Raw genomic sequence first — 15,997 nt, 5'->3', positions numbered from 1 at the left:
ATAGAGCGGGTTTCTTCTATATAGAAGCCGCACAGTTTAGCTGGCCAAAAAGATCTCCGGGAGGTGAGAGAAATCGTAAATGTGTTATTCGTATGTCTGGGGAATATCTGCCGTTCACCTATGGCTGAGGCAGTTCTCCGCAGCAAAATCGCAGAACGCCATCTGTCAGAGCGTATCGGTGTAGATTCAGCAGGAACAGGGGATTGGCATATTGGTAAAGTGCCGCATGAAGGGACCCGGCGTATTCTCGACCAGAAGGGGATTAGCTATGAGAATATGACAGCACGTCTGGTGAGCAGCGGTGATTTTGAGAAGTTTCAATATATCGTCTGCATGGACAACTCCAATGGCGTGAATGTCCGCAAGCTTCCCGGCGGAGATAAGGCAGAGCTGCTGTTTTTCATGGATTTGCTGCCGGACGAAGAGCTGCGTGAGGTACCGGATCCTTATTTTACAGGAAATTTTGAGCAGGTCTATGACCTTATCAATGCCGGCTGCGATGTTTTGCTGGAGCGTATTATTAAAGAAAAGCTATAGCTATAGTACACTGAAATACGGGCTTAACCGGCTGCCATCCTAAAAAAGAGGACGGGCACCGTGTGCCCGCCGCAAAATGGAAGCGCAAACAAGCTGTGGATATACATACTCCGGCATAATGTTCACGTTTTCGCCTTTTTATGCTGTTTCATGGGGTAAAGAAATAGAGTAATGATTCTGGGAGTTCTTTTTGCCAAAATCCCCAAAGATGCTTGCCGTCCTTTTCACGGTAGGAAACTGTTGCACCGCGGGATTCAAGCAGAGCCTTGGTGTCCCGGTTCATCTGGACGAAGTCGTATACTCCGGTATCCGTCTGATAATCTGTCTCCTGCAGTCCTACTACCATATTAATGTCCAGCCAGGATAGATCCTCTTCCAGAGCGATGATGTCGCGGGACTCCGGATAATAGGCGCCTGAAAGGCTCAGGACTCGGTTGAACAGACGGGGGTAGGCAAGGGCGAGGTGCAGGGAAACGCTGCCTCCCAGGGAGTCTCCGGCAATGATCCGTTCATCCGGGGTACGGCGGACCGGATAATTATGTTCAATGAAGGGAATAATCTCTTCGGCAAAGCAGGCAAGGTATTGTCTGAACCGGCTGCCAAAGGGAGCATACTCCTGTGTCCGGACGGCGACATTCACTTCAACGCCTACGATGATGAACGGCTCAATGTCTTCCTCTATAATGAGCTGCCCGGCGAGGGTGGCGATCCGGCCGAAATTAAAGAATTCCTCTCCGTCCTGGCAATAGACAACAGGATAGCTGAGTACTTCATTATAGCCTGGGGGAAGATAAATCCGGAGCTTGCGTTCTTCCTGCAGATGTTCGCTCCAAAGTGTTTGTTTAACGATTGTACGTTTCAGAAAAACAGGTTCGCTCATCACTGAATCGTCACCTTTCTTGTCGAATTTTGCATTAACCGTGTGCTTGCGTTAAAATTACCCAAGTGGTAAATGTGCCAAAAATCATTTACCTGCTTGAAAAAAAGCAAATCTGTTATAGAGAATTTCATCACCTGTTATACATACATAATTTATGGAAACATAAATTTTATGCGTATTTCTTTGACGAAACAGATAAAACAGGTGTATAATAATTCTATAACAGAGACCACTGATATTCAAATTTTTTTATTGAGGTGAAGATGATGACTAGAGTTCCTTATGAAGTGTATACAGAGGACGTGGAGGCCCTTACGGTGCTTTCTCCGGATGGAGAAGTTATCAACAAGGACATGATGCCTGCACTTACCGATGATCAACTGAAAGAAATTATGTACCGTATGGTATTTACCCGTACATGGGATGACCGTGCCGTCAATCTTGGCCGTCAAGGCCGCCTTGGTTTCTATGCGCCGGTATCCGGCCAGGAAGCAACCATGATCGGCAGTGAGTTCGCACTTCAGAAAGAAGACTTCGTGTGCCCGGGCTACCGTGATATTCCACAGCTGGTATGGCACGGACTTCCATTATATCAGGCTTTCCTTTATTCCCGCGGCCACCAGCACGGCGGTCAGATTCCGGATGGTGTTAATGTATTAATGCCACAAATCATCATCGGTGCGCAAATTCTGCACGCTACCGGGATCGCAATGGGCTTCAAGCTGAAGAAGCAACAGAATGTTGCAATTACTTATACAGGTGACGGCGGTTCTTCCGAAGGCGACTTCTATGAAGGCCTGAACTTTGCCGGACGCTTCAAATTACCGGTTATTTTCTTTGTACAGAACAACGGCTATGCGATTACGACTCCGTTCGCTAAGCAGACGGCTTCCAAATCTATTGCCCACAAAGCAGTAGCAGCCGGTATCCCAGGTATTAAAGTAGACGGTATGGATGTCTTCGCAGTTATTGCAGCAGTGCAGGAAGCTGCAGAACGTGCACGTAAAGGCGAAGGTGCTACGCTGATTGAAGCTGTGACTTACCGTTTCCGTCCGCATTCCCTGTCTGATGACGCCAGCAAATACCGTTCCAAGGATGAAGAAGGCCAGTGGAACGAGAAGGATCCTATCGCCCGTCTTGCCAAGTATTTGGAGAAGAAAGGCCTATGGACCGAAGAAGACACACTGCGCGTAAGAGAAGAAGCGAAAGCGACTGTGAACGAGCAGATCAAAAAAGCAGAGCAAACCGAAAAAATGACCGTTTCAGGCTTGATCGACAGCATGTTCGAGGTAACTCCGAAACATCTGGAAGAGCAAAAAGCCGATTTTGAATAAGGGGGATATCAGGCAATGGCACAAATGAATATGAAAGAAGCAATCCGTGACGCAATGCGCGTTGAACTGAATCGTGACCCTAATGTTATGATCTTTGGAGAAGACGTTGGTAATGTAGGCGGCGTTTTCCGTGTAACAGAAGGGCTGCAGAAAGAATTTGGCGAAGACCGTGTGTTCGATACACCGCTTGCCGAGTCCGCAATCGGCGGTCTGGCATTTGGTCTCGGGGTACAGGGCTTCCGTCCAATCGCTGAAATCCAGTTTGTCGGCTTCATTTTTGAAGCCCTCGACCAGATCGTTATTCAGGCTGCACGCCTGCGCTACCGTTCCGGCGGCAAATATAATGCTCCAGTCGTGTTCCGTACTCCTTTTGGCGGCGGCGTCAAGGCTGCTGAGCTTCACACTGACTCTCTTGAAGGCCTGATTGCCCAAAGCCCGGGGATCAAAGTTGTTATTCCTTCTAACCCGTATGATGCCAAGGGACTGATGATCGCTTCGATCCGCGACAATGACCCTGTATTCTTCATGGAGCACTTGAACCTGTACCATGCGTTCCGCGCAGAAGTACCGGAAGGTGAGTATACCGTCGAACTGGGCAAAGCAAACGTTGTCCGCGAAGGTTCGGATGTTACTATTATCTCTTACGGTCTGATGGTACATACTGCCACCAAAGCCGCTGATCAGCTTGAAAAGGAAGGCATCAAGGCTGAAATTATCGATCTGCGTACGGTTAGCCCGATTGACATCGACACCATTGTTGCTTCTGTGAAGAAGACCAATCGTGCCATTGTAGTTCAAGAAGCACAAAAGAGCTCCGGCGTTGCTGCCGAAGTCATCGCTCAAATTAATGAAAAAGCAATTCTGCATCTTGAAGCGCCTGTTCTTCGTGTAGCAGGTCCGGATACCATCTATCCATTCGCGCAAATCGAGGATACCTGGATTCCTACACCGGCACGCGTCATTGCAGCCGTGAAGAAAGTAATGGAATTCTAAATAAGTTTCAAGCTGCCGTCCTTATTTAAGGGCGGCACCCGTTTCTGCAATACATTTAAGATACTTACTAGGCGGATGCTTTCGATGCAAGTTTTGCGAAGTGATTCGAAGAAGCAGATGCTAACAAAACTAAGCGTATGCTTTCGAAGCAAGTTTTGCGGAGTGATTCGAAGAAGCAGATGCTAACAAAACTTTTAGGAGGTTATCAAGGTGGCAAAATTTGAGTACCGGTTCCCTGAGCTGGGCGAAGGTTTGCATGAGGGCGAAATTATCAAAATGCATATCAAAGCCGGCGATAAAGTAACCGATGACGATATCGTAATGGAAGTTCAGAATGACAAGGCAGTAGTAGAGGTACCTTGCCCGGTCAACGGCACAGTGCTTGAAGTTTTCACTAAAGACGGTCAAGTCTGCCGCGTAGGTGAAGTTGTGGCAATTATCGATGCAGAAGGCGATGTTCCTGAGCAGGAACCAAGCCATGCAGAACCGCAGTCCACTCAAGAGGCAGATGCAGCTAAAGGCGGAGCGGATACTACTTCTTCTCCTGCAACAAGCAGCCCGGCAACCGGCGGCGCTGTGAACTTTGAATACCGTTTCCCTGAATTGGGTGAAGGTCTGCACGAAGGCGAAATCATCAAAATGCATATCAAAGTCGGCGATAAAGTAACTGACGACGATATCGTAATGGAAGTGCAGAATGATAAGGCAGTAGTAGAGGTTCCTTGCCCGGTCAACGGTACTGTCCTTGAAGTGCGTGTGAAAGACGGACAGGTATGCCGCGTAGGCGAAGTTGTAGCAATTATTGCTGCTGAAGGCGAAGTTCCACAGCAGGAAGGCGGCCACGCTGAAGCTCCTGCAGCCCAGGAAGCTGCACCGGCACCAGCTGCTGCACAGGCTGCTGCTCCAGCGCCTAACCGTGACATTCTGGCTACACCAAGTGTACGCAAATTCGCCCGTGACCAAAGCGTTGACATCTCCAAAGTGAATGGCTCCGGCAAGAACGGCAAGATTACTCACGAAGATGTTGAAGCCTTCCTGAAGGGCGGCTCCGCAGCACCTGCGGCGGTACCAGCAGCGGCAGCGCCTGCAGCATCTGCTGCAGCAGCTACTGCTCCAGCGGCAGCAGCAGCGCCTGCAGCAAAAGCAGCAGCTCCAGCTGCAGCATCCGGCAATGTAAGCCTGGAAGAAGAACGCGTACCATTCAAGGGTATCCGTAAAGCGATCGCTAACGCTATGGTTAAATCGGCTTACACTGCACCGCATGTTACGATCATGGACGAAGTGGATGTTACCGAGCTGGTAGCCTTCCGTGCCCGCATGAAGCCTGTTGCCGAGAAGAAAGGCGTGAAGGTTACTTACCTTCCGTTCATCGTCAAAGCACTGGTTGCAGCTTCCCGTCAATTCCCTGCGCTTAATGCGATGATTGACGAAGCCACTAACGAAATTGTTTACAAGAAATACTACAACATCGGTATCGCAACAGATACAGACAACGGTCTGATTGTTCCGGTTATCAAGGATGCTGACCGTAAGAGCATCTGGATGATCGCTAGTGCCATCACTGATCTGGCTGTTCGCGGACGCGACGGTAAACTGGCTCCTAATGAAATGAAAGGCAGCACGATCTCCATCAGCAACATCGGCTCCGCCGGCGGTATGTTCTTCACTCCGATCATTAACTTCCCTGAAGTTGCCATTCTGGGTACCGGACGTATCACTGAGAAACCGGTTGTTAAGAACGGCGAAATCGTAGCAGCTCCTGTAATGGCCCTGTCCTTGAGCTTTGACCACCGGATTATCGATGGTGCAACAGCCCAGAACTTCATGAATTACATTAAGACCCTGCTTGCAAATCCTGATATGTTAGTTATGGAGGTGTAATAAATGGTAGTCGGAGACGCTTCAATCGAAATCGACACATTGGTAATTGGTGCAGGTCCCGGCGGGTATGTGGCGGCAATTCGTGCCGCCCAGCTCGGCCAGAAGGTACTGATCGTGGATAAATCGGAGCTCGGCGGTGTCTGCTTGAACCGCGGATGTATTCCGTCCAAAGCCCTGATCTCTGCAGCCCATCAATATGAAGCTGCACAGCACGGCGAAGTTTTCGGTGTAACTGCCGAGAATGTTAAGGTAGACTGGTCCAAAACTATGGAATTCAAAAACGGTGTCGTGAAAAGAATGACCACCGGTGTTACCAGCCTGATGAAGGGTAACAAAATCGAAGTATTTAGCGGAGAAGCTATGTTCATCAGCACAAATGAAGCCCGTTTGTTCAATGAGCATGAATCCCCGCGCTACAAATTCAATAACTGCATCATCGCGACAGGTTCCCGTCCGATTGAGCTGAAGCCTTTCCCGTTCGGCGGACGTATCCTGTCCTCGACAGAAGCTCTGGATCTGCCTGAGATCCCTAAGAGCATGATCGTTATCGGCGGCGGCTACATCGGTGCCGAGCTTGGCCAGATGTACTCCAAATTCGGTACTAAAGTAACGATCATTGAAGGTCTGGATACTGTACTGCCAGGCTTCGACAAAGATATGACCCGTCTGGTTGCCAAGAACATGGCGAAGACAGGCATTGAGATCGTAACGAATGCCAAAGCGGAAAGCGCTGTTCAGAACGACAAGGAAGTAACCGTGAAGTACTCCGTGGGCGGCGATTCCAAAGAGATTACAGCGGATTACCTGCTCGTTACTGTTGGACGCCGTCCAAACACAGATGGTGAACTGGGTCTTGATCTGATCGGTGTCGAGCTTGACGAACGCGGTCTGATCAAAGTTGACCACCAAGGCCGCACTAATATCCCTAACATCTATGCTATCGGCGATATCGTTCCAGGGCTGGCCCTGGCACACAAAGCTTCCTATGAAGGCAAGATCGCTGCAGAAGCGATTTCCGGCCACAAATCAGTTGTCGACTATAAAGTCATTCCGGCGGTTGTATTTACCGATCCTGAGTGCTCCAGCGTAGGTCTGACTGAAAAAGAAGCTAAAGACAAGGGCTACAAAGTAAAAGCCGGCAAATTCCCGTTCGCGGGCAATGGCCGTGCGGTTTCTTTGAACGCTCCGGAAGGCTTCATCAAGATTGTGGCTAACAGCGAGAACAACCTCGTACTGGGTGCACAAATCGTGGGTATTGAAGCATCCAACCTGATTGCTGAGCTGGGTCTGGCGATTGAAATGGGCGCTACGCTCGAAGATATCGCTTTGACAATCCACGCGCATCCTACCCTTGGCGAAATCGTCATGGAAGCGGCTGAGCTGGTAGAAGGCCACCCAATCCACGTTGTGAAATAATAAATCACCGTCTGCTTAAGCGACACATCATAGAAGGGACTTCCTATGTCATAATAATGGCGGAGGGAGTCCCTTTTTTGAGAATTATACTTTTATTTTGGAGGGCTTAATGAATGCAAAGAATTTCTGAACAAGAAGCCCGTACTTTCGGCATTGAAATGAAACACGACCTTATGGATAGCGGAGAGCGCAGTTTGAAAGCTATGAAAGCAGCTAAACTGAAAGCAGGAGACGAAATCCGCATCATTTCACCATCCAATAGTCTTGGAATCATAGCCCCTGAACAAATTGAGGCATCTAAAGGGCTGCTCCAGGGGCTCGGGTTCACGGTTTCTTTTGCCGAACATGCTTATGAGTTGGATGTGTTCTCATCCTCTTCTGTCAGCTCCAGAGTAGAGGATATCCATGAGGCTTTTCGTGACCCTAAGGTTAAGGGGATACTGACGACCCTAGGGGGCCACAACTGTAACCAGCTGCTGCGTGAGCTTGATTATGAGCTGATTGCCGCTAATCCCAAACGTCTCTGCGGATACTCGGATATTACAGCGCTAGGAAGTGCGATATACACCCGAACCGGACTGATTACGTATTCGGGTCCTCATTTTTCGACGTTAGCCATGCGGTACGGGAATGAATATACGATCCGGCACTTTATCCAGATGATGACGGAGGACGTGGAGATCCTTGTACAACCCTCTGCACAGTGGAGTGACGATGCTTGGTTCTTGGATCAGGAAAATCGTACGTTTGAGCCTAATGCTGGTCCGGTTACGATCTATCCAGGATCTGCGGAAGGAATCATTATCGGCGGCAATCTATGTACGTTGAATTTGCTTCAAGGTACGGAGTTTATGCCAAGCCTTAAGGATGCAATTCTGTTTCTGGAGGATGACTTTGAATCCAGTCCGGAAACCTTCGACCGGGATCTGCAATCTCTGATTCATCAGCCGGGCTTTGAGCAGGTCAGAGGGCTGGTAATCGGCAGATTTCAAAGGGCATCGCGGATAACGCCGGATTTACTGTCTACGATCATTAGGAGTAAAAAGGAGCTGCAGCAGCTTCCGGTCATCGCCGATGTGAATTTTGGACATACTTCGCCGCTGATCACTTTTCCGATAGGAGGACAGGCTAAGCTGATTGCTGAAGAGGGACGTGTGGAGCTGAAGATCTGGGAGTAGCTGAAATTGGCGGAATTGGATTTTATAAGCAGCATAGTTTCCACTATTTACAGGAAGAGGCAATCGCTGTGCGGGTGACCGTGAGGGATCATCAGGAAATTGCATTTTCTGCGCTTTAGGAAGTTACAAGGGCGGTCAGGTCATGGTAAACTGGGAGAAGAAAAAAAGGGGAGGGGAGCGAATACCTTGCGTAAATATTTGGATTTACTTCAGGATGTACTCGATCATGGCACGACAAAAAGCGACCGCACAGGAACCGGCACAATTTCCGTATTTGGGCGTCAGCTTCGCTTTGATCTGTCCGAAGGGTTCCCGCTGGTTACAACCAAGCGAATCCATCTGAAATCAGTAGTATACGAGCTCCTGTGGTTCTTAAAGGGAGATACAAATACTTCGTACCTGAAGGAGAACGGTGTCTCCATCTGGGATGAATGGGCCGACGAGAACGGTGAGCTGGGACCGGTGTACGGTTCGCAGTGGCGTGCCTGGGAGAGTAAGGATGGCCGGACGATTGACCAGATTTCCGCAGTGATCGAATCGATCAAGCACAACCCGGACTCCCGCCGCCATATCGTCAGTGCCTGGAATGTAGGCGAGATTGAGGAGATGAAGCTGCCGCCTTGCCACTTTGTCTTCCAGTTCTATGTAGCGGACGGCAAGCTCTCCTGCATGCTGACCATGCGGTCTGTAGATACCTTCCTTGGACTGCCCTTTAATATTGCCAGCTACGCACTGCTTACACATATGGTAGCGCAGCAGACGGGATTAGAGGTTGGCGACTTCATTTGGTCCGGCGGCGATGTGCACATTTATACAAATCATCTGGAACAGGTGGCTACCCAATTGTCCAGGGAACCGCATCCGTTGCCGAAGCTGAATATTCGCAGAAAGCCGGAGAGTATTTTTGACTATACTTTTGAAGATTTCGAGTTTGAGAATTATGTATACCATCCGGGAATTAAAGCTCCGGTCGCAATCTAATCTTTTTGGGGACATGATGTTTCTTTGACAAGGAGGGCATAAATATGAGTATCAGCATGATTTGGGCGATGGGCGCTAATGGCGTTATCGGCAAGGATAATGATATGCCATGGCATCTGCCGCGGGATTTCGCCTACTTCAAAGAGCAGACTCTCGGTAAACGGATGCTTATGGGCCGCAAAACTTGGGAATCGCTCGGCGGGAAGCCGCTAAAAGGCAGAAAGAGTATCGTGATTACACGGGATACCAGCTTTCAGCCGGAAGGGGCGGAAGTGATTCATTCACTGGAGGAAGCGCTGGCCGAAGGACGCAAAGAAGATGAACTGATGGTCATCGGCGGAGCTGAGATTTACCGGATGATGCTCCCGTATGCCGATAAGCTGATCGTGACCCGAATTGATGAGGAATTTGCGGGAGAGACGAAGTTTCCTGAAGTAGAGTGGGATGAATGGGAAGAGGTCTCCAATATACAGGGGATTCGCGATGAGCAGAACCCGTATGATTACCGATTCTACGTTTATCAACGTACGGCTTAACGAAAAAGCGTTTTCTCTGACACAACATGTGAAATAGTACAAATAATCAGCAGATTAATCCATTACAGTGCGAAAGTATTGAATGCTAATATAGTTAAAATTAGAATTGCTAAACTTAAAAATAGTATAGAATGTGCAGGTACTTCATTGCGCTGGATCGACATGAATCTGCCGCAGTATGCTACAATGTACTATAATCAACACGAAGAGAACGGATGGGGGAAACGTAAATATGTCTACACCTACTGGATTTATGGAGTATAAGCGCCAGCTCCCAGGTGACCGGGATCCTGAACAGCGCGTCAAAGACTGGGAAGAATTCCATCATCATCTTACCGAGGACGAGCTTCGGACGCAGGGCGCCCGCTGCATGGACTGCGGAACCCCCTATTGCCATACCGGCATTGACATGTCCGGCGGCACATCGGGCTGCCCGGTCCACAACCTGATTCCCGAGTGGAACAATCTGGTTTACCGGGGACTGTGGAAGGAAGCGCTGGAGCGTCTGCACAAGACGAATAATTTCCCTGAATTTACGGGCAGCATCTGTCCTGCACCTTGTGAAGGTTCCTGTACCGTCGGCCTGATCGGCCAGCCGGTTACAATTAAGACGATTGAGCTTGCAATCATTGATAAAGGCTTTGAGGAAGGCTGGGTAGTCCCTAATCCTCCTGAGAAACGCACCGGTAAAAGAGTAGCCATCGTCGGCTCCGGCCCGGCAGGCCTTGCGGCAGCCGCTCAGCTTAACAAAGCCGGACATACAGTGACTGTATTTGAACGCAGCGACCGCGTCGGCGGTTTGTTGACATATGGTATTCCTACCATGAAGCTTGATAAGCGCGTGGTACAGCGCCGGGTTGATCTGCTGGCTGCTGAAGGCATCAACTTCGTAGTGAATACAGAGATTGGCAAGGATATCCCTGCCCAGCAGCTGGTTGACGAATACGATGCTGTTGTCCTGTGCGGCGGAGCGACCAAAGCGCGCCGGTTCAATGTAGAAGGCAGCGAGCTGAACGGTGTAATGTACGCGATGGATTACCTGAACGGCACGATTAAGAGCTATTTGAACTCCAATCTGGAGGATGGCAATTACGTATCTGCGGCAGGCAAAGATGTGATTGTACTGGGCGGCGGGGATACAGGTTCCGACTGTGTGGCGACTTCTCTGCGGCATGGCTGTAATAGCATCACCCAGTTCGGTACGCATGAAAAAGCACCGCTGGAGCGCGACCCGATCGCGAACCCGTGGCCGCAATTCCCGAATGTGTACACACTTGACTATGCACAGCAGGAAGCCAAAGCAATCTTTGGCGATGATCCGCGTGAATTCTCCATCATGACTACTAAATTCGTCGGTGATGAGGAAGGCAACCTGAAAGAGCTGCACACCGTGCAAATCCGCCGCATGGTGGATGAAACGGGCCGCAAGATCTATCAGCCTATTCCGGGAACAGAAGCGGTATATCCGGCTCAGCTCGCGCTGATCGCGATCGGCTTCGACGGACCGGAACAGGATATCATTCAGGAGCTGAACCTGGATACGGACCGCCGCAGCAATGTGAAAGCCCGTTACGGCAAGTTCAACACGAATGTGGATAAGGTCTTTGCCGCCGGCGACATGCGCCGTGGGCAAAGTCTCGTGGTCTGGGCCATTAATGAAGGCCGCGAAGCCGCTCGTGAGGTTGACAAATATTTGATGGGATCGACCGTTCTCGTCTAAATTATATTTCAGCCGGATCTAAAAAAGCCGTCCCCCCAATGGAATTGGAGGGACGGCTTTTTGTGGTATGGCGGATCCGCCGGAAGGGGAGGAAGGATAGGCGATTTGCCTACTCCTCCAGCTTGAAGCGTTCGATTTTTTGCTGCAGGTCACCGGCCATTTTGGACAGCTCACCGGAAGAAGTGGTGATCTCATCCATCGAGGCGAGCTGCTGCTCTGTTGCCGCCGTAACATTCTGTAGAGCGTCGGATGTGGTACGCGAGATGTTCGAAATCTCTACAACCGATGCGGCAACTTCCTCAGCCCCGGCAGACATTTCTTCGGTAATTGCCGAGATGTCATGGATCTGGCCGTTGATTCTGGCAGTGGATTGTTCAATATTCACGAAAGCTGCTTTTGCTTCGTCCATCACTTGAATGCCCAGATCCACATCAGCGGCAACCCGGTGATGAATCGCTTCATAGGTTTGGTCAATCAGCACTGTCATTTGCTCAATCGTTTCCTGGATATTACCGGCAGTGGACTTGGACTGATCGGCAAGTTTGCGTACTTCGGTTGCAACTACGGCGAATCCTCTGCCGTGTTCTCCGGCGCGTGCAGCTTCAATCCCGGCATTGAGTGACAACAGATTAGTCTGCACAGCAATGTTAGAGATCGCACTGCTCATCGCCGACACCTGTGTGTTTAAACCGTTCAATTGTCCGATCAGCTCCGAAGACAGGTGAGTGGACTCGCGGATAGCATCCATTTGGCGGCTGACCTGTTCGATCTTCTGGCTGCCGCTGTGGACATCGGCTTCGGTGTCTCCCGAGGAATTGACGATGGAAGCTGCGGCTTCGGCAATTTTTTGGATTCCGGCGGACATTTCCTCCATGGCCCGGGAAGTCTCGATCATCGCCGAAGTCTGTGTATCGGCTCCGGAGGCTGAATCCTGAACGAGCTCAGCCACATAGGCGGTAGCCTTAGCATTCTCTTCGGTCGTAGCCGTCAGCTGCTGGCTGGATGCCGCCAAGAGGCCGGAAGTATCCGAGATGTCTGTCACGATATTTCGCAGCGATTCCACCATGAGATTATAGTTCTTGGCTAACTCGCCGATTTCATCGGCACGGTCAATCTTAATCTGTTCATTCAGGTACCCCTCACTCACACGGCGGGCGGAGTGGTTCAGCCTGCTGATCGGCCGGGAGATTGCTCTTACGACAAAGAACATCAGGATCAGGGAGATAACCAGCGCGATTCCCAGGACAATTGAGCTCGTGTAGACAATCGGTAAAGCAGCATCCGAGAACTCTTGGGCGGGAAGCACACCAACGACAATAAAGCCTGTCGTAGGGTCGGTAGTATAATAACCGCGCATCTCCACCCCGGTATCGGGAGCGGTATAGGATAAGCTGCCGCTGTCATTAACCAAAAGCTTAGCGACATCATCCACAATATCATCGCCGGCTTTTTTGACCGGGTGGGAGACAAACTTGTTATTCCGGTCAACCACAAAGTAATAGCCGTCTTTGCCAAGCTTAATATTGCTGATCCGTTCACCTATCACTTTCAGATTGAGAGTGGTAGCAACGGCCCCCTTGCCGTCTTTTAGTGATTCTGAGATGAACAGGGTGTAGTTGCCGGTAGTTACAGATATACTTGGACCGGTGAGTGTGACTTTACCGGGATTTTTCATCGCTTCGATGTACCAGTCGCGGGTGCGCGGATCATAATCCTGCTTGCCGGGGTCAGGTGACTTCATCCAGGCTCCGTTCTCATTCCCCGAAGTAAGAATTTCAAGCTCCGGATGTTCCTTCACGAATAAATCAATCAGTGTACGGGTCTCGGCAGTCTTGTTGTCAAGATTGGCGGAGACCAGCTGCTGGCTAAGCTGCTGTACATTCTGCTTGGCAGCAGTTACCGTTTCACTGATATTATTGGCCAGCATGTCAACGCTTGTGTGCGTGGCTTCCTGCATTCTGAACTCCAATTGCTTGCTGGAGGTGGTATAGGAAAAATAGCTTACCGTGACGACTGGTATAATCAGCATAATGGCGAAGAGCAGCATCATTTTCCTTTGCAGCGAATGCGACGTGAATTGGCGGATAAGGCGTTTTATTTTTGTATACATAGCAATGACTCCTCCTTGGGTGCATAAAGGCTGAAGTAGCCCTGGATATGCTCTAATCATATATTCGGTATAAAGTCACAATAATTTCATATGTAAGATCATGAATAAGAAAAATTTTATTTACATTTTTTTACTTTCATTATGCCGAGCCATCAAAAACTTCGGGATGAGCTGCTCCGTTCATGGCATTTTCATGACAGGCTTGACGCGTTCCGCAATATCATATACATTGAATACCATATTAATCACGTAACAGCGTTGATCAAGGATCTGCGTTTTCTGAATTCGTTAGAACAGAGAGAGGACTCACCGGCTGAAAGGTCCTTCAATTAGCGATGGAAGCGCACCCTGCCTTGGAAGCTGCAGTATTGAGTTTTGAAGTGCTGCCGGCCCCGGCCGTTATCCGGATAGAGGACTGCCAGGCTTAGCCTGACGGTTGAACTAGGGTGGTAACACGACATATTCGTCCCTGACGGATGTGTCTTTTTTGCGTTCCAGACCATAAGGCAGACCCAGAGAGGTCTGATCCAATCAGAGAGGTTGATTATTATGCGCCAAAGCAAACTATTAGTGACTACTCTCCGCGAAGCGCCGGCTGAAGCCGAAACAGCTAGCCATCAGCTGCTGCTGCGGGCCGGATACATCCGCATGCTCGCGGCCGGTATTTATACTTATCTGCCGCTGGGACGCCGGGTGCTGCGCAAGATCGAGAATATTGTGCGGGAGGAAATGGAGCTTACCGGAGCCCAGGAGGTGCTGCTCCCCTCCATGCTGCCCGCTGAGCTGTGGAAGGAATCGGAACGCTATGAGGTATACGGCAAAGACCTGATCAAGCTCCAGGACCGCCATGAACGGGAATTTGTGCTTGGACCGACCCATGAAGAAGTGATTACCGCACTCGTCCGTGGTGAAATCAGTTCTTACCGCAGGCTGCCGGTTACACTGTACCAGATTCAGACCAAGTTCCGTGATGAACGCCGGCCGCGGTCAGGTCTGCTGCGGGGCAGGGAATTTTTGATGAAGGATGCGTATTCCTTTGATACAGATTGGGAAGGGCTGGATGCTGCCTATGTGCTGATGTACGAGGCGTACGAGCGGATATTTGCCCGCTGCGGGCTGCATTTCAAGGCCGTCCAGGCGAATGCCGGAGCGATCGGCGGTGAAGGGGAGAATCACGAATTTATGGCGCTGTCCGATATCGGTGAGGATACGATCGCCGTTTGCTCAGCTTGTGATTATGCGGCCAATCTTGAGCAGGCTGAGGTAAGCAGGCCAGCGGCTGCGATCCATGCGGACTTGGCGGAGTGGGCGGCTGCGGAGAAATTCCATACACCAGGATTGCGGACGATTGCCCAGCTGGAAGAGCAGCTGCAGATTAAGCCGGAGGGTATCATCAAGACCTTGATTTATGAAGGGGACGGCAAAACTTTTGCCGTACTTGTGCGGGGTGATCATGAGGTTAATGAGATTAAGGTAGCCAAAGCTGTCGGCGTTAACGAGGTATCCCTCGCTGAATATAGTAATGTATTGGCTGCTGCCGGAGTGGAGAGCGGATTTGTCGGGCCGGTCGGACTGCAGCTGCCGCTGGTCATTGACACAGCTGTTGCCGCAATGGCGGAGGGGATAGCGGGAGCGGGGGAAAAGGATTATCATCTGCGGTCCGTTGTACCTGGACGTGACTTTCCGCTGGAGCATGTGGCTGATTTGCGCAATGCCGTAGAAGGAGAGGCTTGTCCAAAATGCGAATGTGGCGTATTGCACTTCCAGCAGGGTATCGAAATCGGCCATGTTTTCAAACTCGGTACCAAATACAGTGAGAAGCTGGGTGCCGCCTACCTGGATGCCTCCGGCCGGAGTAAGCCAATGATCATGGGCTGTTACGGCATTGGCGTCTCACGTCTGCTGGCGGCAGTCGCTGAACAGAGCCGGGATGAGGAGGGTCTTATCTGGCCTGAGAGCCTTGCGCCATACCGTGTTCATATCCTCCAGATGTCCGCCAAAGACACAGAACAGACTGCACTGGCTGAAGAATTATACGGTGAACTGACCCGGCAAGGGATTGAGACGCTGCTGGATGACCGGGATGAACGGGCAGGGGTTAAATTCAAGGATGCCGGTCTGATTGGCATTCCGGTTGTGCTGGTCGTCGGCAAGTCTGCCGGTGAGCGCAAGATAGAGTATTGGGACCGCAGAAGCAGTGCGAAGGAAGTTATTAGCATCGCAGAGGCGCTCTCCCGGATAAGTACAGCACAGAGGAAGTAAGAACAGCTAACCCGAAGGCGGAGGCTGTTTGAATGGTTCTGCAGACACCGCTGCCTATTACTGTGCTTATATTGGTAAGTAGTCCACTTTAACCGTTCGTATTCCTTCCCCGTCAACCTTAAATGGCTGGCGGGGGATTTTTTTTGGCGTGGAAAATCAAACCATTGCT

General features: G+C 50.3%; 12 protein-coding genes. 10 read left to right on the top strand and 2 right to left on the bottom strand.

Annotated features, from left to right (window positions below; translation table 11 throughout):
* The first annotated feature begins 72 nt into the window (after positions 1 to 72).
* The gene (locus QU597_RS15810) at positions 73 to 537 is read left to right on the top strand and encodes a low molecular weight protein-tyrosine-phosphatase (RefSeq protein WP_206105150.1); all 465 of its coding nucleotides are present in this window, start codon (positions 73 to 75) and stop codon (positions 535 to 537) included.
* Between the two features lie 148 nt (positions 538 to 685).
* On the opposite strand, the gene QU597_RS15805 is transcribed toward QU597_RS15810, so the two are convergent.
* A complete protein-coding gene (locus QU597_RS15805) occupies positions 686 to 1,417 on the bottom strand; it encodes an alpha/beta hydrolase (RefSeq protein WP_206100305.1) in 732 nt (243 codons plus the stop codon).
* 266 nt (positions 1,418 to 1,683) lie between these two features.
* On the opposite strand from QU597_RS15805, the gene pdhA reads away from it, so the two are divergent.
* From pdhA to QU597_RS15765, 8 genes are all read left to right on the top strand, one after another.
* Entirely contained in the window at positions 1,684 to 2,751 is a 1,068-nt protein-coding gene (gene pdhA, locus QU597_RS15800) for a pyruvate dehydrogenase (acetyl-transferring) E1 component subunit alpha (RefSeq protein ID WP_054940872.1), read from the top strand.
* 15 nt (positions 2,752 to 2,766) lie between these two features.
* On the top strand, positions 2,767 to 3,744 hold the full coding sequence (locus tag QU597_RS15795) for an alpha-ketoacid dehydrogenase subunit beta (protein ID WP_054940871.1): 978 nt from the start codon (positions 2,767 to 2,769) through the stop codon (positions 3,742 to 3,744).
* 210 nt (positions 3,745 to 3,954) lie between these two features.
* Entirely contained in the window at positions 3,955 to 5,625 is a 1,671-nt protein-coding gene (locus QU597_RS15790) for a 2-oxo acid dehydrogenase subunit E2 (RefSeq protein ID WP_310828888.1), read from the top strand.
* A 3-nt stretch (positions 5,626 to 5,628) separates the two neighbouring features.
* On the top strand, positions 5,629 to 7,041 hold the full coding sequence (lpdA, locus tag QU597_RS15785; protein WP_310828886.1) for a dihydrolipoyl dehydrogenase: 1,413 nt from the start codon (positions 5,629 to 5,631) through the stop codon (positions 7,039 to 7,041).
* A gap of 203 nt (positions 7,042 to 7,244) precedes the next feature.
* Complete coding sequence (locus tag QU597_RS15780) at positions 7,245 to 8,219, top strand: S66 family peptidase (protein ID WP_310833336.1); 975 nt, start codon at positions 7,245 to 7,247, stop codon at positions 8,217 to 8,219.
* A gap of 186 nt (positions 8,220 to 8,405) precedes the next feature.
* Complete coding sequence (gene thyA, locus QU597_RS15775; RefSeq protein WP_206100303.1) at positions 8,406 to 9,200, top strand: thymidylate synthase; 795 nt, start codon at positions 8,406 to 8,408, stop codon at positions 9,198 to 9,200.
* A gap of 44 nt (positions 9,201 to 9,244) precedes the next feature.
* Complete coding sequence (locus tag QU597_RS15770) at positions 9,245 to 9,736, top strand: dihydrofolate reductase (protein ID WP_310828885.1); 492 nt, start codon at positions 9,245 to 9,247, stop codon at positions 9,734 to 9,736.
* A gap of 232 nt (positions 9,737 to 9,968) precedes the next feature.
* Complete coding sequence (locus tag QU597_RS15765; protein WP_206100301.1) at positions 9,969 to 11,456, top strand: glutamate synthase subunit beta; 1,488 nt, start codon at positions 9,969 to 9,971, stop codon at positions 11,454 to 11,456.
* 109 nt (positions 11,457 to 11,565) lie between these two features.
* On the opposite strand, the gene QU597_RS15760 is transcribed toward QU597_RS15765, so the two are convergent.
* A complete protein-coding gene (locus QU597_RS15760; RefSeq protein WP_310828884.1) occupies positions 11,566 to 13,566 on the bottom strand; it encodes a methyl-accepting chemotaxis protein in 2,001 nt (666 codons plus the stop codon).
* A 549-nt stretch (positions 13,567 to 14,115) separates the two neighbouring features.
* Between QU597_RS15760 and QU597_RS15755 the strand changes: the two genes are divergently transcribed.
* Positions 14,116 to 15,828 (top strand): proline--tRNA ligase, encoded by a 1,713-nt coding sequence (locus tag QU597_RS15755; protein WP_310828883.1) that lies wholly within the window; start codon positions 14,116 to 14,118, stop codon positions 15,826 to 15,828.
* The last annotated feature ends 169 nt before the right edge of the window (positions 15,829 to 15,997 follow it).

Origin of the sequence: Paenibacillus pedocola (assembly GCF_031599675.1) — a bacterium.
Lineage (GTDB): Bacteria > Bacillota > Bacilli > Paenibacillales > Paenibacillaceae > Paenibacillus_AQ > Paenibacillus_AQ pedocola.
This window is presented reverse-complemented; position numbering and strand designations above follow the sequence as displayed.